19 protein-coding genes are annotated in these 20,922 nt (G+C 71.2%); 11 read left to right on the top strand and 8 right to left on the bottom strand.

Annotated features, from left to right (window positions below):
• Positions 1-33 precede the first annotated feature (33 nt).
• On the bottom strand, positions 34-1,164 hold the full coding sequence (locus KLO01_RS15455; protein WP_147066797.1) for a LysM peptidoglycan-binding domain-containing protein: 1,131 nt from the start codon (positions 1,162-1,164) through the stop codon (positions 34-36).
• Between the two features lie 123 nt (positions 1,165-1,287).
• Here KLO01_RS15455 and KLO01_RS15450 point away from each other — a divergent pair, with 123 nt between their 5' ends.
• Entirely contained in the window at positions 1,288-1,659 is a 372-nt protein-coding gene (locus KLO01_RS15450) for an Rv2175c family DNA-binding protein (protein WP_246136252.1), read from the top strand.
• Positions 1,660-1,878: 219 nt separating this feature from the next.
• On the opposite strand, the gene KLO01_RS15445 is transcribed toward KLO01_RS15450, so the two are convergent.
• Positions 1,879-2,964 carry a polyprenyl synthetase family protein gene (locus KLO01_RS15445; protein WP_147066956.1) on the bottom strand — a complete coding sequence of 362 codons (1,086 nt, stop codon included), beginning with the start codon at positions 2,962-2,964 and terminating at the stop codon, positions 1,879-1,881.
• Between the two features lie 135 nt (positions 2,965-3,099).
• On the opposite strand from KLO01_RS15445, the gene metF reads away from it, so the two are divergent.
• Complete coding sequence (gene metF / locus KLO01_RS15440; protein ID WP_147066795.1) at positions 3,100-3,987, top strand: methylenetetrahydrofolate reductase [NAD(P)H]; 888 nt, start codon at positions 3,100-3,102, stop codon at positions 3,985-3,987.
• A gap of 160 nt (positions 3,988-4,147) precedes the next feature.
• On the opposite strand, the gene KLO01_RS15435 is transcribed toward metF, so the two are convergent.
• Positions 4,148-4,669 (bottom strand): YbaK/EbsC family protein, encoded by a 522-nt coding sequence (locus KLO01_RS15435; protein ID WP_147066793.1) that lies wholly within the window; start codon positions 4,667-4,669, stop codon positions 4,148-4,150.
• A gap of 133 nt (positions 4,670-4,802) precedes the next feature.
• Between KLO01_RS15435 and KLO01_RS15430 the strand changes: the two genes are divergently transcribed.
• The 7 genes from KLO01_RS15430 (at position 4,803) to KLO01_RS15400 (ending at position 12,721) form a co-directional block, all read left to right on the top strand.
• Positions 4,803-5,120, top strand: a complete 318-nt coding sequence (locus KLO01_RS15430) for a DUF6504 family protein (protein ID WP_246136251.1) — start codon at positions 4,803-4,805, stop codon at positions 5,118-5,120.
• Between the two features lie 5 nt (positions 5,121-5,125).
• Positions 5,126-5,527 (top strand): SAV_6107 family HEPN domain-containing protein, encoded by a 402-nt coding sequence (locus KLO01_RS15425; protein ID WP_147066791.1) that lies wholly within the window; start codon positions 5,126-5,128, stop codon positions 5,525-5,527.
• Between the two features lie 90 nt (positions 5,528-5,617).
• Positions 5,618-9,421, top strand: coding sequence for a DNA polymerase III subunit alpha (locus KLO01_RS15420; protein ID WP_147066789.1), 3,804 nt, complete (start codon positions 5,618-5,620; stop codon positions 9,419-9,421).
• Between the two features lie 143 nt (positions 9,422-9,564).
• Positions 9,565-10,065, top strand: a complete 501-nt coding sequence (locus tag KLO01_RS15415) for an iron chaperone (RefSeq protein WP_147066788.1) — start codon at positions 9,565-9,567, stop codon at positions 10,063-10,065.
• Between the two features lie 103 nt (positions 10,066-10,168).
• On the top strand, positions 10,169-10,945 hold the full coding sequence (locus KLO01_RS15410) for a methyltransferase domain-containing protein (protein WP_147066786.1): 777 nt from the start codon (positions 10,169-10,171) through the stop codon (positions 10,943-10,945).
• An 8-nt stretch (positions 10,946-10,953) separates the two neighbouring features.
• On the top strand, positions 10,954-12,207 hold the full coding sequence (gene dinB / locus KLO01_RS15405; RefSeq protein WP_147066784.1) for a DNA polymerase IV: 1,254 nt from the start codon (positions 10,954-10,956) through the stop codon (positions 12,205-12,207).
• 58 nt (positions 12,208-12,265) lie between these two features.
• A complete protein-coding gene (locus tag KLO01_RS15400; protein WP_307725682.1) occupies positions 12,266-12,721 on the top strand; it encodes an SCO2097 family morphological protein in 456 nt (151 codons plus the stop codon).
• A 164-nt stretch (positions 12,722-12,885) separates the two neighbouring features.
• Here KLO01_RS15400 and KLO01_RS15395 read toward each other — a convergent pair whose 3' ends face one another.
• Together KLO01_RS15395 and KLO01_RS15390 are read right to left on the bottom strand one after the other, a co-directional pair.
• Positions 12,886-13,383: a DUF456 domain-containing protein gene (locus KLO01_RS15395; protein ID WP_147066780.1), complete on the bottom strand. Its 498-nt coding sequence runs from the start codon at positions 13,381-13,383 to the stop codon at positions 12,886-12,888.
• A gap of 10 nt (positions 13,384-13,393) precedes the next feature.
• A complete protein-coding gene (locus KLO01_RS15390; protein ID WP_147066777.1) occupies positions 13,394-13,612 on the bottom strand; it encodes a DUF7455 domain-containing protein in 219 nt (72 codons plus the stop codon).
• Between the two features lie 288 nt (positions 13,613-13,900).
• Between KLO01_RS15390 and KLO01_RS15385 the strand changes: the two genes are divergently transcribed.
• Positions 13,901-16,048: a DNA gyrase/topoisomerase IV subunit B gene (locus tag KLO01_RS15385; protein WP_147066775.1), complete on the top strand. Its 2,148-nt coding sequence runs from the start codon at positions 13,901-13,903 to the stop codon at positions 16,046-16,048.
• Positions 16,049-16,189: 141 nt separating this feature from the next.
• The gene (locus KLO01_RS15380; protein ID WP_147066774.1) at positions 16,190-17,689 is read left to right on the top strand and encodes an APC family permease; all 1,500 of its coding nucleotides are present in this window, start codon (positions 16,190-16,192) and stop codon (positions 17,687-17,689) included.
• 126 nt (positions 17,690-17,815) lie between these two features.
• On the opposite strand, the gene KLO01_RS15375 is transcribed toward KLO01_RS15380, so the two are convergent.
• The 3 genes from KLO01_RS15375 to KLO01_RS15365 are packed head-to-tail and all read right to left on the bottom strand — an operon-like array spanning position 17,816 to position 20,831.
• Positions 17,816-18,829, bottom strand: coding sequence for a LacI family DNA-binding transcriptional regulator (locus tag KLO01_RS15375; RefSeq protein WP_147066772.1), 1,014 nt, complete (start codon positions 18,827-18,829; stop codon positions 17,816-17,818).
• 28 nt (positions 18,830-18,857) lie between these two features.
• The gene (locus KLO01_RS15370) at positions 18,858-19,811 is read right to left on the bottom strand and encodes a carbohydrate ABC transporter permease (RefSeq protein ID WP_147066770.1); all 954 of its coding nucleotides are present in this window, start codon (positions 19,809-19,811) and stop codon (positions 18,858-18,860) included.
• 3 nt (positions 19,812-19,814) lie between these two features.
• Positions 19,815-20,831, bottom strand: a complete 1,017-nt coding sequence (locus tag KLO01_RS15365) for a carbohydrate ABC transporter permease (RefSeq protein WP_147066768.1) — start codon at positions 20,829-20,831, stop codon at positions 19,815-19,817.
• Positions 20,832-20,922: the final 91 nt, after the last annotated feature.

The following is a 20,922-nucleotide window of genomic DNA, read 5'->3' as shown; positions in this document are numbered from 1 at the left end:
GCCCGTGGACCCCGGCGCTCGACCCCGCGGGTGTCACATACGGCCCTTGAGCGACTTGATGTTGGTGACGTAGCCCTTGGTGTCGGTGAACATGCCGCGCGAGCGGACGGACGCGAGCCCCTGGTAGTAGCCGGCGATGGCCTGGTCCTCGGTCGCGGCCATCCGGGTCAGGGCGCGCAGCATGACGACGCCGGCGGTGACGTTGTCCTGCGGGTCGAGGAGGTCGAGCTTGCGGCCGACGAGCGAGGAGGCCCAGTCGCCACCGGACGGGATGACCTGCATGATGCCGACGGCGTTGGCCACCGAGACCTGCTTCTGGTTCCAGCCGGACTCCTGCATCGAGATCGCGAGGGCCAGCCTCGGGTCGACGCCGTGGCGGCGGGCGGTTGCCGCGACGAGGGCCTTGGTCTGCGCGCGGGTGGGCGTGTGGCGCTTGGCGAGGATCTGCCGGTTGCGCGCGGCGTTGAGCACGACCTTGGCGGGGTAGGTCCGGCCCGCGAAGGTGTTCGGCAGCGAGCTCGGGCTCGACCTGCGGGCCGCGGTGCCGGGCAGGACGAGGCGCTGGCCGGCATAGATCGTCGTGCCGCGCAGCCCGTTGGCCTTGACGAGGGAGGAGACCGTGCGGCCGTGCGTGGCGGCGATCCCCAGCAGGGTGTCGCCGGGCTGGACGCGGTAGCCGGTTCCGCGCGACGTCGTGCCGCCGGAGGACGTGGCCTTCACGCCGGACGTACCGCCGCGGACGAGGACGCGGACCGTCTGGCCCGGCTGGATGAACGAGCGCGGGGAGATGCCGCTGGCCTTCGCGATCGCGGAGACGGTCGTGCCGTAGCGGGCGGCGATGTCGTAGAGCGTCTCGCCGCTGCGGACCCGGTGCGAGGCCAGGTGGCGGCCGGTGCTGCGGGGCGCGGCCTTCGCCGTGGCGCTCGCGCGCGCCGGCACCTGGATGGTCGAGCCGGCCCAGAGGCGGCGACCGTCGGTGATGCCGTTCTTGACCGCGATCGAGCGCGGCGTGGTGCGGAACGTCGCAGCCAGACCGGTGAGCGTGTCGCCGCTGCGCACCGTGTAGGTCGTCCAGCCGTGCGGGGCGGGGGAGCTGTGGCTGACCGCGTGCGTCGGGATGACTGCGGTCGGCGGCACGGTCGCCGGGGGGAGGGCGATGACCATGGAAGGCCGTCCTTTCCGCGACGACGGGGTCGACGCCGTGTTGTCTGTGGGTCTCCTGTGGCAGGCGATGACAGAGTAGCGGCTGTGACTAGTACGCGCGAGACTTGTGGCACGCTGACCTCCGTGAACACTGAGGAGACCCCGCTCCAGACCCTCGTCGGCGAGTGGCTGACCGTCCCCGACATCGCCGAGCGCCTGGGCGTCCGACTGGCCGACGTGCGACGGCTCATCGACGACCGCGAGATCCTCGCCGCACGCATCGGTGAGCGCCACGTCGTCGCCGTCCCCGCCAAGTTCTTCGACGACGAGGGCGTCCTCTCCGCACTCAAGGGCACCTTCACCGTGCTCGGTGACGGCGGCATGAAGGACGACGAGATCCTGCGCTGGCTCTTCACCCCCGACGCCACCCTCCCCGTCGAGGGTGCGCCGATCGACGCGCTGCGCGGCGGGTTCAAGACCGAGGTGCGCCGGCGGGCCATGGAGCTCGCCTTCTAGTCCTTCTTCGTATGCCGTTCGGCTGGGTCCGCTGAGTCGCGCGGTTGTCTCGGTTCGCCGCAGTCCCATCCGCCCTCCGCGCGCTGAGCGCGCTCCGCGCGCCCACGCAGAGCGTGGGACCCGCCGCCAGGCCCAGCCAGCGGCGAATCGGCACAACCGCGCTCTCCCGGACCGGTCACCTTTCGGCTCCGTCCAGGCTTTTTGCGGCTCGCCTTGGGGTCAGGCGGTGCGGGCTGTGCTGATCTCCACGAGGGCGTCGAGGACGGGCCTGGCGTCGGGGGCGATGCCGGTGGCGGCCTCGAGGGAGGCGCGGGCGTGGGAGGCGAGGGTCGAGATCTCGTCCTCGACGGCGTCGACGGCACCGGACGCCGTGATGACGTCGCGCAGGTCGTCGACCGTGGCGGGGGCGAGGTCCGGGTCGCCCAGGTGGGTGCGCAGGAGCTGGCGGCCTGCGTCGTCGGTGCCACTCAGCGTGTGCGCGATGAGGACGGTGCGCTTGCCCTCGCGCAGGTCGTCGCCCGCGGGCTTGCCGGTGGACTCCGGGTCGCCGAAGACGCCGAGGAGGTCGTCGCGCAGCTGGAAGGCGTGACCGAGGTCGAGGCCGTACGACGACAGGTGGGCGAGGTCGGAGTCGGGCAGGCCGCCGGCCGTGGCGCCGATGAGCAGCGGGTGCTCGACGGTGTACTTGGCGCTCTTGTAGCGGATGACCCGCTGCGCCCGCTCGATCCGCTCGGCCGAGGGCAGGTCGTCCCACGGGCGCACCGAGTCGACGACGTCGAGGAACTGCCCGGCCATGAGCTGGGTCCGCATCCGGTCGAAGACCTCACGCCCCCGGGCGAGGTCGTCGACGGGGAGGCCGCTCGTGGCGACGAGCTCGTCGGTCCAGGTGAGGCAGAGGTTGCCGGCGAGGATGGCGCCGGCGACACCGAAGCGCTCGTCGTCCCCGCCCCAGCCACGCTCGGTGTGGACGGCTGCGAGCGCGCGGTGGGCGGCCGGCATACCGCGTCGTGTGTCCGAGTCGTCCATGACGTCGTCGTGGATGAGGGCGGCGGCCTGGAAGAACTCCATGGCCGTGGCGAGGCGCACGAGCGCGTCGGAGTCCGGACGGCCGGCGGCGCGGTGGCCCCAGTAGAGGAAGGCGGCGCGCAGGCGCTTGCCACCGACGAGGAGCGAGCCGATCCGGTCGAGGAGGTCGGTGACGTCCGGGCCCAGCTCGTCGAGGACGGTCGCCTGGGTGCGAAGCTCCTGGTCGATGCAGGCCTGCACGCGGGCGCGCAGGTCCATCTCGTCCAGCGGGCTGGTCATCGTCGCTCCCTCGGGTCGCGCTGTGTCCTCGTCACGAGCGAGCTCGTCCAACGGGCTGGTCACGAACGCTCCTTGCCATCTCACGGTGTGTGGATCACGAGCCTACGGCCTGCCTGCTCGACTAATCTCACCCCTATGCCAGCCCGGTCGATCCCAGAGCTCCTCGCCGGTCAGCGACCCTCGGTGAGCTTCGAGTTCTTCCCGCCCAAGGACGACGCGTCCGAGGCGGCGCTCTGGGACGCCATCCGGCGGCTCGAGCGGGTGCACCCGGACTTCGTGTCGGTGACCTACGGCGCCGGCGGCACCACCCAGGACCGCACCGTCCGCGTCACCGAGCGCATCGCCCGCGAGACCACGCTCACCCCGCTGGCCCACCTCACGTGCGTCGGTGCGTCGGTGGGGGACATCCGCCGGGTCGTCGGCCAGTACGCCGCAGCCGGCGTCCGCAACATCCTCGCCCTGCGCGGCGACCCGCCGGGCAACCCCGGCGGGGAGTGGGTGGCCCACCCCGAGGGGCTTGACCACGCGACCGACCTCGTCGACCTCATCCGCACGCTGGGCGACTTCACCATCGGCGTCGCCGCGTTCCCCGACGTCCACCCCGCCTCGCCCGACCTCGACCACGACGTCGAGGTGATGGTCCGCAAGGCCGACGCCGGTGCGAGCTTTGCGATCACCCAGATGGTGTTCGACGCCGACACCTACCTCCGGCTGCGCGACCGGGTGGCGCAGCACCGCGACCTGCCGATCACGCCGGGGCTCATGCCCGTGACCAACCTCAAGCAGATCACCCGGATGGCCCAGCTCATGGGCACGCCCCTGCCGCGTGCGGTCGTCGACCGGCTCGAGGCCGTGGCCGGCGACGCCGACGCGGTGCGTTCGGTCGGGGTGCAGATCGCGACCGAGCTGGCCCAGCGGATGCTCTCCGAGGGTGCGCCCGGCCTGCACTTCATCACCATGAACCGCTCCACCGCGACGCTCGAGGTCCACGAGAACCTCGGGCTGTCGACGGGCGCGCGCTGAGCGGCCGTCCGCGACGTCTGAGTATCCCGGGCGGACGGATCTGAGTATGTGTACGGATCCCGGCGCCACCCGCGGTTCGGGAGAGTAGCCCTGCGGCCGCGTGGCCGGGACGATGAGGGTGGAGGGGCGCTCGTCATCCCGGCGACGCGGCCGTCTCGCGTCAGTCGACCTCGATGGCCTTGCCGCTCGTGATGCGCAGCAGCTCGTCGTAGGTCGTCTGGAAGACCGAGTGGCTGTGCCCGGCCGCCGCCCACACGCGGTCGAAGCTGCCGAGCGTGACGTCGACGACGGTGCGCAGGGGAGCGGGGTGCCCGACCGGGGCGACGCCGCCGATCGCGAAGCCGGTCCACTCGCGCACCTCCTCGGGCGTCGCCTTGTCGACGGCGGCGAGGTCGAGCAGCCCGGCGATCCGGTCCTGGTCGACGCGGTGACCGCCCGAGGCGAGGACGAGGAGGGGCTCGGTGCTCCCGTCGTGGCGTCGCCCGGCGAAGACGAGCGAGTTGGCGATCTCGCCGGGGGTGACGCCGAGGGCGTCGGCCGCGGCGCGGGCCGTGCGCACCGCGTCGGGGAGGTAGCGCACGACGGGCCGGACGTGGTGTGCGGCAAGCGTGCTCAGCACGACCGCCACGGACGGGTGCTCGCTGAGGTCACGCTCCGACACGGGGTCGCCGGGCTCGGTCATGGCGTCAGCGTAGGGGCTTGACGGCCCCGCGTCCGACGGTTGTACAGTGGAGTTGTTCGAACAGGTGTTCGACACGCAGCGGATGTCCGAGAGCATCCGACTCCATCCCATCCTGCCCTGAGGAGGCCATGTCGTGGTGCGCCGGTACGAAGAACCCGTCGAGGTGCGCGTCGAGGCGGCGCTGCCCACCGTCGACGGCACGCTCGCCCTCCGTCCGAGGCCGCGCGCGTTCGTCTGGCGCGGTCGCATCCTCGTCATCCGTGACGTCCTCGACGACTGGAGCGAGCGCCGCTCGTGGTGGCGCGACCTCGGTGACCTCGGTGAGCGTCCCGAGCGCCACGTGTGGCGGGTCGAGGCCGGCAGTGCGGCGGGCACCGGTGTCTACGACCTCGCCTCCGACGCCGCCGACGGCTGCAGCGACCCGTGGGTCCTGCTCCGGGCGCAGGACTGAGCGCCATGGGTGCCGGTCCCGCGCTCGCGCTCCTCGAGCAGTCCCGCCAGAGCCTTGCGGAGGCGTATGCCGCGGAGCTGGCTGCCGCCCGCTTCGTCGCCTCCCAGGACGCCTCGATGCGTGCCGCGGCCGCCCTCGTCGCGAGGCAGGGTCGCACCGGTCCGCAGGACCTCTGGCCCCTCCTCGCCGTCCACGCTCCCGAGCTCGGTGAGTGGGCCGACTTCTTCGCCCTCGCCGCCGTGCACCGCCGGGAGGTCGAGTCGCACTCGCGACGGGTGTCGGTGCGCGAGGCCGACGACCTCCTGCGGGCCGCCGAGACCTTCGTCGGTCACGTCACCTCGGCCCTCGGTATGCCGTCCGCCGAGCCGGTCGTGCACCGCCTCGCCGCCGCCCGCGAGACCGCCTGACCCCATCTTCGCAACGTCAGCGTGAACGGTCGCCAGAGCGACCACCCACGCTGACGTTGCGGGAGGACCACCACGACTAGGACCCGGCTCATGACCAGCACCAGCCCCGACTTCGTCCACCTCCACGTCGCCTCCGGCTTCTCGATGCGCTTCGGGGCCTCGACCGCCGAGGACCTCGTCGAGCGCGCTGCGGCGCACGGGCAGCCGGCCCTCGCCCTCACCGACCGTGACGGGCTCTACGGCGCGGTCCGGTTCGCGATGGCCTGCGGGCGGGCCGGCATCGACCCGGTCCTCGGCGTCGACCTCGCCGTCGGTGAGGAGCCGAGGCCGGGGCGTCCCCCGGCCCGGGTCCGCACCCCGGTGCGTGGTGGAGCGGTCGTCGACCTCCGCCTGCCGCGGGTCACGGTGCTCGCCCGGGGTCGGGGCGCGGGGGTCGACCGCGGTCTGGGGTGGGCGGCCCTGTGCCGCCTCGTCACCGACACCCACCTGCGCGGTGAGCGCGGCACCCCTGTCACGCTGCCGGAGCTGCTCGCCCGGTGGTGCCGTGGGGGAGAGCGGCGAGAGGACTGGGACCGCCACCCCGAGCCGAGCCGGCTCAGGGTGCTGCTCGGACCCGACTCCGACGTGGGTCGTGCGGTCCTCGCGCGTCGCACCAGCGAGGCCCGGGCCCGGCTCGAGGCCTGGCGCGCGCTCCTGCCACCCGAGGCGCTCGCGCTCGAGATCGTCGGCAACGGCGGGCCCGAGGGCACCCCGGGGTCGAGGGTCCATGCCCGCCGGATGCTCGCCCTCGCCGACGATGCCCGGGTTCCGGCCGTCCTCACCGCGGCGGTCCGGCACGCCGACCGCGACGGCGTGCGCACCGTCGACGTCCTCGACGCGGCCCGACGGCTCGTTGTGCTCGACTCGCGCCACCTCGACCGGGTCACCGACGCCGGGCACCTCGCGAGCAGCGAGGAGATGTGGGTCCGGGCCCACGAGGTCACCGGCGACAACGGTCGCGCCGCTCAGCTCGTCGGTGCCACCCTCGCGCTCGCCGACGAGTGCGTCCAGGACCCCCGGGCCGACCTCGGCATCGGCGCCGTCCACCTGCCCGAGCCGGGCATCCTCGGCATCGACGCCGGCGTGGACCCCCAGCAGGTGCTGACGCAGCGGTGCCGTGCCGCCGTCGGCGGCCGCTACCCCGGGATCGGTGACGGGGCACGGCATACGGTGCTCTCCCGTCTCGACGACGAGCTGCGCGTCATCGCCGACCTCGGGTACCCGACCTACTTCCTCACCGTCGCCGAGGTGACCGACCTCATCAAGGCCAGGGGAGTGCGGGTCGCGGCCCGCGGCTCCGGCGCAGGGTCGCTCGTCAACTACCTCCTCGGCATCAGCGGGGTCGACCCGATCCGGCACGACCTGCTCATGGAGCGGTTCTGCTCACCGCTGCGGGCCGAGCTGCCCGACATCGACGTCGACGTCGAGTCGGCGCGACGGACCGAGATCTACCAAGCGATCCTCGACCGGTTCGGCGGTGACCGGGTGACGTGCGTGTCGATGATGGACACCTACAAGGTGCGCCACGCGATCCGCGACGTCGGTGCCGCGCTCGGCATGCCGCCCATCGAGGTCGACGAGATCGCCAAGGCGTTCCCGCACATCCGGGCACGCGATGCTCGCAGCGCGATCGCCGACCTGCCCGAGCTGCGCTCCCGCGGGCTGGACGCGCCCCGGCTCGACACCTTCTTCGAGCTCGTCGAGCGCCTCGACGGGCTGCCCCGGCACATCGCCCTGCACCCCTGCGGGGTCGTGCTCTCGAACGCCGGGCTGCTCGACCGGACCCCGGTCGAGGCGAGCTGGCTGGGCTTCCCGATGAGCCAGTTCGACAAGGACGACGTCGAGACCCTCGGGCTGCTCAAGCTCGACGTCCTCGGCATCCGGATGCAGTCGGCGATGGCCCACGCCGTCGCCGAGGTGCGCCGGGTCGACGGGGTCGAGGTGGACCTCGACGACGAGGCTCAGGTGCCGCTCGACGACGAGGCGACCTTCCGGCTCATCCGCACCTCGCGCACCCTGGGCTGCTTCCAGATCGAGAGTCCCGGGCAGCGTGAGCTCATCGGCAAGTTCGGGCCCGAGCGCTTCGGCGACCTCATCATCGACATCTCGCTGTTCCGCCCCGGGCCGGTGAAGTCCGACATGATCACGCCTTTCCTCGAGAGCCGTCACGGCTGGTCCAAGCGGCGGCTGCTCCACCCGACGCTCGAGCCCGCGCTCGCCGAGACCGAGGGCGTCGTCGTCTTCCACGAGCAGGTGCTGCGGATCGTCGCCGAGACGACCGGGGTGACCCTCGCCCAGGCCGACGAGGTGAGGCGCACGATGGGCACGCCGCAGGGGCAGCTCGACATCGAGGCGTGGTGGCGACCCGCCGCCCGGGCCCGCGGCTACGCCCCCGACGACGTCGACCGGATCTGGGAAGTCCTCAAGTCGTTCGCGTCGTTCGGCTTCTGCAAGGCGCACGCGGCCGCCTTCGCCCTCCCGACCTACCACTCGGCCTGGCTCAAGACCCACCACCCGGCGGCGTTCCTCTCCGGCGTGCTCACCCACGACCCGGGCATGTATCCCAAGCGGCTCATCCTCGACGACGCCCGCTCGCTCGGCATCGCGGTGCTCGGCCTCGACGTCAACGGCTCGGGCGACACCTACCGCATCGAGCGGCTCGAGGGCGGTGGCGCCGACTTCAGCCCGGTGCACCCCGACCTGCCCGACGCGAGTGACTACGGCATCCGCCTCTCGCTCACCGACGTCAAGGGCATCAGCGACGCCGAGGTCGCGAGCATCGTCGCAGGACAGCCGTTCTCGGACCTCGGAGACTTCTGGTCACGGGCCACGGTGAGCCGTCCGGTCGTCGAGCGGCTCGTCCTCGCCGGCGCGTTCGACGCGATGCACGGCATCGGCGCCACCGGCTCCGGGCTGGGCCGTCGTGGTCGCATCACCCGCCGCGACCTCCTGCTCCACGTCGGTGAGCTCGACCGGTGGGAGCGGGCCAGCACCGGGCGGTCCTCACGACGCAGGGTCCCGCCACCGCGCCTGGGCCCAGACCTCGTGCGCGAGCGGGCCGCGGCCCAGTCGCAGGCCGCCCGTCCCGTGGTCGCCGCCGCCGAGCAGTCGGTCCAGCTCACCCTCGACCTCGGCGACCGGCCAGAGCTCACTCCCGGAACCGGTCTGCCCGAGATGACCGGCACCGAGCGGGTCCGGGCCGAGCTCGACGTCCTCGGGCTCGACGCCTCGGCCCACGTCGTCGAGTTCTACGGCCCGATGCTCGACGCGCTCGGGGTGGTCCGCAGCCGTGACCTGCTCGGGGCGCGCAGCCGCAGCGAGGTGTGGGTCGCCGGGGTCAAGGTCGCGACCCAGACCCCGCCGATCCGCTCCGGTCGCCGCGTCGTCTTCCTCACCCTCGACGACGCGACCGGTCCGGTCGACGCGACCTTCTTCGAGGACGTCCAGGGCCCGTATGCCGCCACGGTCTTCCACTCGTGGCTCCTCCTCGTGCGCGGTGTCGTCCGGCGCACCGGGCCCCGGGGGATCTCGGTGCGGGCGACGGGTGCGTGGGAGCTCGCCGGGCTCTGGGAGGCCTGGCGCGACGGCGGCCACTCCGCGGTGGTGCGGGCCCTCGAGACCGCGGACGCCGAGGCGGTGGCCCGGGCGGAGGCGGGGGAGCGCGAGGCCGACACCGGGGGCAGGCGCCGGGTGCTCGTCCACGCGTCGGGCTTCAAGCAGTCGCCCTACGCCGACATCAAGCCGGCCGGCTCGCCGACGCAGGACGGGCACCGGGTCGCGTCGGTCGTCGTCCCCGAGCACGGCACGTCGCCGCGCAAACTGTGGCACTCCAGCCCCGGCAGCTCGGGCCACTGACCGCCGCCGGAGCGTCACCAGCAGCAGGACCCACCGCGCAGGAGGTGCTGTGACCACGACACCTCCTGCGCGGCAGGTCGCGTCACACGAAGCCGGTCAGGAATCGAGAAGCACGGCTCCGTCCGCGGTCCTACCGTGAAGCCATGACCACCAAGAGCACTGCCACGAAGGCAACCCCCACGAAGAAGACCGCAGCGAAGAAGACCGCAGCGAAGGCGTCCGCCGACGGGTTCAGCGCCGACGAGCGCGCCGCCATGAAGGAGCGCGCCAAGGAGCTGCGTGCCGAGGCCAAGGGCGCCAAGGACCGCGAGAAGGGCGAGGCCGACCTCCTCGCCAAGATCGACGAGATGCCCGAGGCCGACAAGGTCCTCGCCGAGGCCATCCACGCCATCGTCACCGAGCACGCACCCCAGCTCATGCCCAAGACCTGGTACGGCATGCCGGCCTACGCCGACGCCGACGGCAAGGCCGTCTGCTTCTTCAAGGCGGCCTCGAAGTTCGGCGCCCGCTACGCCGAGCTCGGGTTCAACGAGCAGGCCCGGCTCGACGACGGCTCGATGTGGCCCACGGCCTACGCGATCACCACGCTGGGCAAGGCCGACGAGAAGCTCATCGCGACACTCGTCACCAAGGCGGTCGGCTGAGGGCGTTGTCGTGCGCGGCAACTAGACTTGCGGGACGCGAGGGCATGGTCCGCGCGACGCCCCGGCCGCGACGAGACGGCCCCGACGACAACGAGGTGCACCCGTGAGCCAGGACGCGACGACCGCGCGCCGCACCGGCGTCTCGGCCTCCCCCCGCACCGCCGCCATGTGGGCGGTCGTCGACGAGGTCGTGCGGACCCGCACCGCCGAGCTCGGGCGCCCGCTGCGTGTCATCGACCTCGGTGGTGGCACCGGAGGGCTCGCCGTCCCGCTCGCCCTCGCCGGGCACGACGTCACCGTCGTCGACCCCAGCCCCGACGCGCTCGCCTCCCTGCGCCGTCGCGCGGCCGAGGCCCAGGCGTCCTCGCGCGTCAGCGCCGTGCAGGGTGACGCCGAGACGCTCGAGTCGCTCGTCGGGCGCGACCGGCCCGACCTCGTCCTCTGCCACGGCACCCTCGAGTACGTCGACGACCCCGGGGCCACCCTCGCCCTCATCGCCGGCGTGCTCGCTCCCGGCGGTGTCCTCAGCCTCGTCGTGCCGCAGCGCTCCGCCGCCGTCATCGCCCGCGCCCTCGCCGGGCAGTTCGCCCAGGCCAGGGCCGCCCTCGACCGCGCCGACGGACGCTGGGGCGACGCCGACCCGGTGCCGCGCCGCTTCGACCGCAGCGCCGTGCTCGCCCTCGTCGAGGCCGCCGGCCTCACGACGACGGGAGCACACGGCATACGGATCTTCAGCGACCTCGTGCCGTCGGCGCTCGTCGACTCCGACGCCGACAGGGCCGCTCTGATCGACCTCGAGCGGGCGGTGGCGACGCATCCCGAGTTCGCCGTGCTCGCCGACCTCGGCACGTCCCTGCACGTCATCGCCACCCGCACCTGAGAGCGGCCATGAGCCGTCGCCAGTTCAGCCTCCCCGAGCGCTCGTCGAGCGAGCCGCCCGACGACACCGGGTGCACCATCCTTCATGTCGACATGGACGCGTTCTATGCCTCGGCGACCCTGCTCTCGCACCCCGAGCTCGTCGGGACGCCCGTGATCATCGGCGGTGGCAACCGTGGGGTGGTGCTCTCGGCGACCTACGAGGCGCGCCGGTTCGGGGTCGCCTCGGCGATGCCGATGACCCGGGCCCGTCGCCTCTGCCCGCAGGCGACGGTCCTCGCGCCCGACCACCGCCTGTATGCCGCGATCTCGGCTGCGGTGATGGAGACCTTCCGGGCGGTGACCCCCGACATCGAGCCGCTCTCGCTCGACGAGGCCTTCCTCGACGTCTCGGGTGCGGTGCGTCGCCTCGGCTCGCCGGCCGCGATCGGTGCGCAGATCCGCGACACGGTCCACGACGAGCAGGGCATCACGTGCTCGGTCGGCGTGGCCTCCACGAAGTTCGTCGCCAAGATCGCGTCCGGCCTGGCCAAGCCCGACGGCATGGTCGTCGTCCCACGCGACGAGATCATCCCGTTCGTCCAGCAGCTGCCGGTCGGTGCGCTGTGGGGCGTGGGGGAGAAGACCGAGGAGCAGCTGCTCCGGCTCGGGCTGCGGACCGTCGCCGACATCGCCCACACGCCACTGCCCACGCTCGTCCGCGGACTCGGCGAGGCCACGGGCAACCACCTCCACCAGCTCGCCTGGGGTCGCGACCCGAGGTCGGTGCAGCGCGAGCACCGCGAGAAGAGCATCGGCGCCGACGAGACCTTCGAGTACGACATCGACGACCCGCGTGAGATCCACCGCCACCTCCTCAAGCTCAGCGACCGGGTCGCCGCCCGGCTGCGCGGGGCCCGGATGACCGGGCGGACCGTCTCGATCAAGGTGCGCTTCTCGGACTTCACGACGATCACCCGGGCCCGCACCCTGCGCGAGCCCACCGACACCAGCCGCGAGATCTACGAGACGGCGACGTCGTTGTTCGACGCCCTCGGCCTCCAGCGCGCCCGCATCCGGCTCGTCGGCGTGCGCCTCGAGAAGCTCGTCGCGGTCGAGGCGGCCCCGATCCAGGGGATGCTGGGCGAGGCCGACAACGGCTGGCGCGAGGCGGACCGCGCTGTCGACCGGGCCAGTGCACGCTTCGGTGCGGGGTCGGTCCGGCCCGCCAGTCTGATCGACCGAGGCCGATCTACCGCCCGGGACGATCGCGACCTATCCTGAGAGAACCAGCACATTCGCTGGCGAAGCAACGAAACCGCAGCGCCGAGCGTTGTCATTGGTGGAAGATCATCAACGAGGGCGCAGGTCACGCGCCGCACACCTGGAGGACGCCGTGCCGCTGTCAGAGCACGAGCAGAGGATGCTCGAGCAGTTGGAGCAGGCCCTCGCTGCCGAGGACCCGAAGTTCGCCTCCAGCATGGAGGGGTCCCGACGGGGCGGTCCCACCCGGCTGCGATGGATCATCGGCATCGTCGGTGGGCTCGTCGGGCTCGGGCTCGTCCTCGTGGGCATCAACACGACCATGTGGGTCGGCGCGGCCGGCTTCGCCGTCATGGTGGCCTCCGTGGCGTTCGCCCTCACCCCGCCGCGTCGTGGCGGTGGCAAGCTCGCCGTCGTGCGTGACGACGGCACCACCGGCCCGGCCGGCTCCGGACGCAAGCAGAAGAGCGGCTCCGGCTTCATGGACAAGCTCGACGACCGCTGGGATCGTCGCGGCCGCGACAACTGGAGCTGACCTCCACCACCTTCGAACCCTCCGCCGCGAGCTTCTCGGGCGGGCACGCGCCTTGTCAGGTGGGCCGCGACTTTATCGGGTGACCCGATAATGCGGCTCTCGACCCTGGTCGCCTCCCCGGGTGGAGCGCGACTTTATCGGGTCACCCGATAATGCGGCGGCGCTCAGCGCGTGGCGAGGACGCCGATGACCCAGGTCGTCGCGATGAGCAGACCGGCGCAGAGCTCGATCCCCATGCTCATGGCGATCGCTCTGAGGGCGTGCTTGGTGCGGGTCCACGCCTGCACCCGGTCCCGGCTGCGCCCGTGCTCGACGAGGTAGATCCCGAGCACGAAGCCGACGAAGAAGCCGACCACCGGGATGATGAACATGCCGATGACGCCGAGCACGACGGCCAGGAGCAGGGTCGAGGTCTTGACCCCCTGCTGGCGCAGCCGTCTGCCGGGCACGAGGAACTGGATGGCCACGCCCGCGACATAGATCGCCAGGCAGAGGAAGAAGAAGGTCCAGGCGGTGGACCCGCCGGTCTCGTAGGCCCACAGGAGCACGCCGAGCACGGCGACGAACAGCCCGGGGATGACCGGAACGACGATGCCGACGATCCCCACGATGATGAGGATCGCCGGCACCCAGACGTCGGTGCCCTCCGGCAGGAGGTTCACGGACGGGACGTCAGACGTCGATGTCAGCCACGGCGGGCGGCTCCGTGAGTCGGTCGCTCTCGTCCACGATTTCCGCGTGGTCGCGGAGCTTGGGGAGGTGCTCTCGGCCGTGGTGGGCGCAGAAGAGCAGCTCACCGCCGACGTGGAGAGTCGCGCGAACATAGGCCTGGGCACCACAGCGGTCGCAGCGATCCGCGGCAGTCAGGGTGGGTGCCAGTGCGGTGGTCACATCGGCCTCCTCGGCTGATCTCGTCAGTGGGCCCACGCGGTTGCGTGGGCGTCAAGCGATGCAACAGTCAAACACGCCGGACTCTTCCCGGGTGGGAGGCGACCGTGATGTGACCTTTCCGATGCACAGCGCCATCATTGCCCACGACCCTGACAGCGCGCCTCGTCGGGGCTGTCGGAGGGCGGAGCTAGCCTGAGGCGGACGCCCGGGCGACGCGAAGGCGGCAGCCGGCACACGGCATACGTCGTCGTCACCCGGCACCGACGGCACGATCTCGGATAGGAACGCATGAGCCCCACCTCCACCGCCAAGAAGGCCGCGACGAGCAAGTCGACGTCCGACTACAGCGCGCACCACCTGCAGGTCCTCGAGGGGCTCGAGGCGGTCCGCAAGCGGCCCGGCATGTACATCGGGTCCACCGACAGCCGCGGGCTCATGCACTGCCTCTGGGAGATCATCGACAACGCCGTCGACGAGGCCCTCGGTGGTCACGGTGACCGCATCGACGTCATCCTGCACAAGGACGGGTCGGTCGAGGTGCGCGACACCGCTCGAGGCATCCCCGTCGACATCGAGCCACGCACCGGCCTCACCGGCGTCGAGGTCGTCTTCACCAAGCTGCACGCCGGCGGCAAGTTCGGTGGCGGCTCCTACACCGCGTCCGGTGGCCTCCACGGCGTCGGCGCGTCCGTCGTCAACGCGCTGTCGTCCCGGCTCGACGTCGAAGTGGACCGCGCGGGCAAGACCTACGCGATGAGCTTCCGGCGAGGTGAGCCCGGCTACTTCCCCGACGTGGCGAGCGCCGACAAGAGCCCCGACCACGAGTTCACCCCCTACGAGCGCACGAGCGAGCTGGCCGTCATCGGCAAGGCCAAGCGCGGCGCCACCGGCACCCGGGTCCGCTACTGGGCCGACCCGCAGATCTTCCTCAAGGACGCCGAGTTCGACTACGACGGGCTCGTCGCCCGTGCCCGCCAGACGTCCTTCCTCGTGCCCGGCCTCACCCTCGTCATCCGCGACGAACGCGGGCTGCCGGGCACCGCGGGGGAGAGCGGCCCGCACGAGGAGGTCTTCGTCCACGACGGCGGCATCAGCGAGTTCGCCGAGTTCCTCGCACCCGACCCCTCGGTCACCGACGTGTGGCGGCTCCAGGGCACCGGCAGCTTCACCGAGACCGTCCCCGTGCTCGACTCCAAGGGGCACATGACCCCGCAGGACGTCGAGCGCGAGTGCGAGGTCGACATCGCGGTCCGGTGGGGCACCGGCTACGACGCCAAGGTGAGCTCGTTCGTCAACATCATCGCCACGCCCAAGGGCGGCACCCACCTCGCCGGCTTCGAGCAGGCGCTGCTCAAGGTGTTCCGCAAGCAGCTCGAGGTCAATGCCCGCCGCCTCAAGGTCGGCAGCGACAAGGTCGACAAGGACGACATCCTCGCCGGGCTCACGGCCGTGGTGACCGTGCGTCTGGCCGAGCCGCAGTTCGAGGGCCAGACCAAGGAGGTGCTCGGCACCAACGCCGTGCGCGCCATCGTCGCCAAGGTCGTCGAGCGCGAGCTCACGAGCACCCTCACCTCGACCAAGCGCGGCGAGAAGCAGCAGGCCGCCCAGCTGCTCGAGAAGGTCACCGCCGAGATGAAGTCGCGGATCAGCGCGCGGCTGCACAAGGAGACCCAGCGCAAGAAGAACGCGCTCGAGACCTCGTCGCTGCCGGCCAAGCTCGCCGACTGCCGCAGCAACGACATCGAGCGCACCGAGCTGTTCATCGTCGAGGGCGACAGCGCCCTCGGCACCGCCAAGCTCGCCCGCGACTCCGACGTCCAGGCGCTCCTGCCCATCCGCGGCAAGATCCTCAACGTCCAGAAGGCCTCGCTCACCGACATGCTCGGCAACGCCGAGTGCGCCGCCATCATCCAGGTCATCGGGGCCGGGTCCGGTCGCACGTTCGACGTCGACGCCGCCCGCTACGGCAAGGTCATCATCATGACCGACGCCGACGTCGACGGCGCCCACATCCGCACGCTGCTGCTCACCCTCTTCTTCCGCTACATGCGGCCCCTCGTCGAGGCGGGCAAGGTCTACGCCGCCGTGCCGCCGCTGCACCGCATCGAGGTGGCCGGCGCGGGTGCCCGTAAGAGCGAGCTCATCTACACCTACTCCGAGGGCGAGATGCGCAAGACCGTCGCCTCGCTCACCCGGCGCGGCCGCAACATCAAGCAGCCGATGCAGCGCTACAAGGGCTTGGGCGAGATGGACGCCGACCAGCTCGCCGAGACGACGATGGACCCGCACCACCGCACCCTGCGCAAGGTGACGATGGCCGACGCCGAGAACGCCGAGCGGATCTTCGAGCTCCTCATGGGCAACGAGGTCGCCCCCCGTCGCGACTTCATCGTCGCGGGGTCGGCCAAGCTCGACCGGGAGCGCATCGACGCCTGACCACGCGTTTCGCCGCCGTGGAGGCCGACCGGGCGCCACGGCATACGGGCGCGTCTGTCGTTGCCCTCGGCGGTGATGTGGGACACAGTGGGCCGGAACAGGCGTCGGCACACCGGGGCCGCTGATGCGGGAGGGCAACACATGAGTGGCCACACGGGCGATCACGGAGGCACCGAGGTTCTCGACTCGCCCGCGGAGGGCCAGACCGAGCTCAAGCGGGTCATGGGGCCCAAGCTCCTGCTCCTGTTCATCGTCGGGGACATCCTCGGCACCGGTGTCTACGCCCTCACGGGGTCGGTGGCCGGCGAGGTCGGCGGCGCGGCCTGGGCGCCGTTCCTCGTGGCGTTCATCGTCGCGACGATCACGGCCTTCTCCTACCTCGAGCTCGTGACGAAGTACCCGCAGGCGGCCGGTGCGGCGCTCTACACGCACAAGGCGTTCGGCATCCACTTCTTCACCTTCATCGTCTGCTTCGCGGTCATGTGCTCGGGGATCACGTCCGCGTCGACCGCGTCCAACGCCTTCGCCGGCTTCCTGCGTGACGGCTTCGGGATGACCGACGAGTGGCCGGACGGCTCGACGCCGCTGCTCGTCATCGCCCTCGCCTTCATGGCGCTCGTGGCCGCGGTGAACTTCCGCGGCGTCGGCGAGAGCGTCAAGGCCAACGTCGTGCTCACCCTCGTGGAGCTGTCCGGCCTGCTCCTCGTGATCTTCATCGGCCTGTATGCCGTGACCCAGGGCAAGGCGGACTTCTCCCGGACCGTGGTCTTCGACTCCCCGAGCGACAAGAGCACGTTCTTCGCCATCACGGCGGCGACCTCGCTCGCGTTCTTCGCGATGGTCGGCTTCGAGGACTCGGTCAACATGGCCGAGGAGACCCACGAGCCCGCCAAGAACTTCCCGAAGATGATGCTCACCGGACTGGGGATCACCGGGCTCATCTACGTCCTCGTCTCGATCACGGCGGTGGCCCTCGTGCCCGTCGGCACCCTGTCCAACCCCGACGAGGGGTCGGCGCTGACACAGGTGGTCGCGGCCGGGGCCCCGAACTTCCCGTTCGACAAGATCTTCCCGTTCATCGGGATGTTCGCCGTCGCCAACTCGGCCCTCATCAACATGCTCATGGCGAGCCGCCTCCTCTACGGCATGGCCAAGCAGGAGGTGCTGCCGCCGTTCCTGGGCAAGGTCCACCGCTCCCGCCGCACCCCTTGGGCAGCGATCCTCTTCACGACCGCGATCGCCTTCGGTCTCATCACCTATGTCGTGCGGGCCAACGGCAGCGAGGAGGGCGCCAGCACGGTGTCGCTCCTCGGCGGCACGACCGCCCTGCTGCTGCTCTGCGTCTTCACGGTCGTCAACATCGCGGTGCTCGTCCTGCGCCGTGACCCCGTCGAGCACGGCCACTTCAGGGCGCCGAGCATCCTGCCCTACCTCGGAGCGGCGTTCTGCGCGTTCCTCGCCGGTCCGTGGGCGCGCAGCGACGAGCAGCAGGAGCAGTACAAGATCGCCGGTGGGCTGCTCGCCGTCGGCGTGCTGCTCTGGGCGCTCACCTGGGTCGCGAACCGGTTCTTCTTCGCCAAGAAGACCTACATGCGTGACCCCGAGGAGCTCGACGACCCCGACCACGCCCACCACGGCTGAGCGTCCCGGCTGCGGTCGAGCCGCGGCCACGCCGCGGGACGATCCGTGGGCACGCCGCGGGACGGTCCGCGGCCTCGCCGCGGGACGAGCCGCGGCCACCGACGCACTCCGGCGCCGCCCCGCTCCTCAGGAGCCGGGCGGCGCGGTGCTGCGGCGAACGACGAGCTCGGTGTCGACGACGACCTCGGTCGCCGTGCCGCCCGGGGCGTCCACGCCGAGGGCCTGCAGGAGGATCTCGGCGGCCTGCCGCCCCTGCGCCGCGACGTCCTGGCGCACGGTGGTGAGCCCGAGGACGTTGCTCAGCGCGTGGTCGTCGATCCCGATGACGGACAGGTCCTCGGGGATCCGCAGCCCGAGCGCTCGCGCGGCCGCCATGACCCCGATCGCCATCTCGTCAGAGGCCGCGGCCACGGCGGTCGGCCGGTCCGGGGCGGCGAGGAGCGTGCGGGTGTCGTGGGCAGCGCTGTCGGCGGTCCAGTCGGAGCCGAGGATCCACTGCTTGTGCTCGGCCAGCCCGTGGCTGCGCATGACGTCACGGAACGCGTCGAGCCGGGCCTGGGGCGTCTGGATGTGGGCGACGTTGGAGGGGACCGCACCGACGTAGGCGATCCGCTCGTGCCCCAGCGAGACGAGGTGCTCGGTGGCGAGGCGCATCGCGTGGGCGTCGTCGATGCGGACGTTGGGCCGGTCGGCGACCGGCGTGCCGATCGCGACGAGGGGCAGACCGAGCCGGTCGACGAGCTCGAGCTCCTCGTCGGTCATCGGCAGGTTGAGAGTGATGACGCCGTCGACGCGCTTCCACAGCATGTTCTGCGAGAGGGGGAGCCGCCGGTCGTAGGCCTCGTCCTCGAGGTCGAACAGCAGGACGTGGTGGCCGTGGCGGCGCAGCGTCTTCTCGATCGCGCTCACGAGGGTGGCGAAGAACCACCGGGTGAGGAACGGCGCGACGACACCGACGACCTGGGTCCGCCCGGAGGCGAGGGAGGTGGCCGTCGGGCTCGCGACGTAGTCGAGCTCGGTGGCGACCTTGAAGACCCGCTCGCGCGTGCGCGGGCTCACGCGGTCGAGCCCACGGAGCGCGCGGGAGACCGTGGCCACGGAGACCCCGGCCTCCCGCGCAACATCCGTGATCGTGCTCATCCGCCGACGGCGGTCGGGAGCAGACATGTCAGCCCTTCAGGCCACCTGCGAGGAGACCGCGGACGAAGAACCGCTGCAGCGCGAGGAACACGATGACGGGGACGATCATCGAGATGAACGCTCCGGCCGACAGGAGGTACCAGGCGCTTCCTCGGGTTCCGGCGAGCTCGGCCACCCGCACCGTCACCGGTGCGACCTCGGGTGTGCCACCGAGGAAGATCAACGAGACGAGCAGGTCGTTCCAGACCCAGAGGAACTGGAAGATCCCGAACGCCGCGATCGCCGGCGTGAGCAGGGGCAGCAGGATCTTGAAGAAGATCGTCACGTGCCCGGCACCGTCGACGCGGGCGGCCTCCATGAGCTCGCCCGGGAGCTCGCGCATGAAGTTGTGGATGAGGAACGTCGCGAGCGGTAGCGCGAAGATCGTGTGCGAGATCCACACGCTCCAGTAGGACGCACCGAACCCGAGCTTGTTGGTGTAGATGTCGAGCAGCGGGATGAGGGCGATCTGCAGCGGCACGATCTGCAGCGCGAAGACGGCGACGAAGAGCACGTTGCGGCCCGGGAACGGCATCCACGCGAACGCGTAGGCCGCGAGGGAGGCCAGGAAGATCGGCAGGAGCACCGCGGGGACGGTGATGACGATCGTGTTGATGAAGTACTGGGTGAAGCTCGCCGAGCTCCCGGGCTCGAGGGCCTGGCGGTAGTTGTCGAGGGTGAACGCGCCCGGGTTGGCGAAGGCGTTCCACCACCCGCTCTTGTTGATGTCGATCTGGGAGCGGAACGACGTGACGAGGAGACCCACGGTCGGGGTGGTCCACAGGACGGCGATGACGACCGCGACGAAGCTGGCCCACCGCGAGTTGAGGGCACCGGCAGCGTCACCGGCGGCGGACTTCTTGGGCTTCTTGACCTTGGTGCGGGGTGCGATCACCTCGTCGGAGACCGACTCGGGGGTGGCTGCCGGTTGCAGGGTGCTCACGACTCAGGCCTCCTTGCGCATCTGGACGATGTTGTAGGTGACGATCGGGATGACGAGGACGAAGAGCAGGACGGCCATGGCGGCTCCCAGCCCCGGGGCGTCGTAGCGGAAGCTCTGGTTGTAGAACTCGTTGGCGACGACGGAGGTCTCGAACTGGCCGGCCGTCATGGTCCTGACGATGTCGAAGACCTTGAGGGTGCCGATGCCGATCGTCGTGAGGACGACGACGAGGGCGGCGCGGATGCTCGGGAGCGTGATGTAGCGGAACATCCGAAGGCCGTAGACCCCGTCGAGACGGGCGGCCTCGATGATGTCGTCCGGGATCGCCTTGATCGCCGCCGACAGGATGGTCATGGCGAACCCGGCCTGGATCCAGACCATGACGATGATGAGCATGAGGGTGTTGACGGGTGCGTCGAGCAGGAACTGCCGCGTCTCGAACCCGAACACCTTGAGGATCTGGTTGAGCAGTCCGATCTGGGGGCGGTCGGTCTGCTTGTACTGGTAGACGAACTTCCAGATGATGCTCGCCCCGACCATCGAGATGGCCATGGGGAGGAAGATCAGCGCCTTGGCGAACGCCTCGCCCCGGGCCCGGTCGATGAGGATGGCGTAGAGCAGGCCGATCGCGGTGGCGAGGAACGGCACGAGGATGACCCAGAGCGCCGTGTTGCGCAGCACCGTGAGGAGCTCGGGCTGGGTGAACATCGCCGAGTAGTTGGCGAACGAGAAGCTGCCGTCGCCGGACTTGCCGCGCAGCGACTGGATGATCGTGAGGATCGCGGGGTACATGAGCCCGACCGCGAGGAGCAGGACGGCGGGGGCGGCGAAGATCGCGCCCTGGGCCTTCTCACCCGTGCGCCCCTTGAACAGGGACGCCAGGAAGAGCACGAGCCCGAACACCGCGGCGAAGAAGGCGATCGCGAAGAACATGAGCATGAACTTGCCCAGCGTGCTCTCGGCACGCAGGAAGGGCTCCGGGATTCCGGACGGCGCGGCACTCAGCAGGGTCGCGACCATGACTCCACCTCCAGGGGTGAGGGTGCACAACGAAGGAAAGCCGGGGTGGGGCGGAACCCACCCCACCCCGGCGTGTGACCGTCGCACCGGA

Source organism: Knoellia locipacati, assembly GCF_007992835.1.
GTDB lineage: Bacteria > Actinomycetota > Actinomycetes > Actinomycetales > Dermatophilaceae > Knoellia > Knoellia locipacati.
The sequence above is the reverse complement of the archived record's forward strand: the minus strand, read 5'-3'. Positions and strand labels throughout refer to the sequence as shown.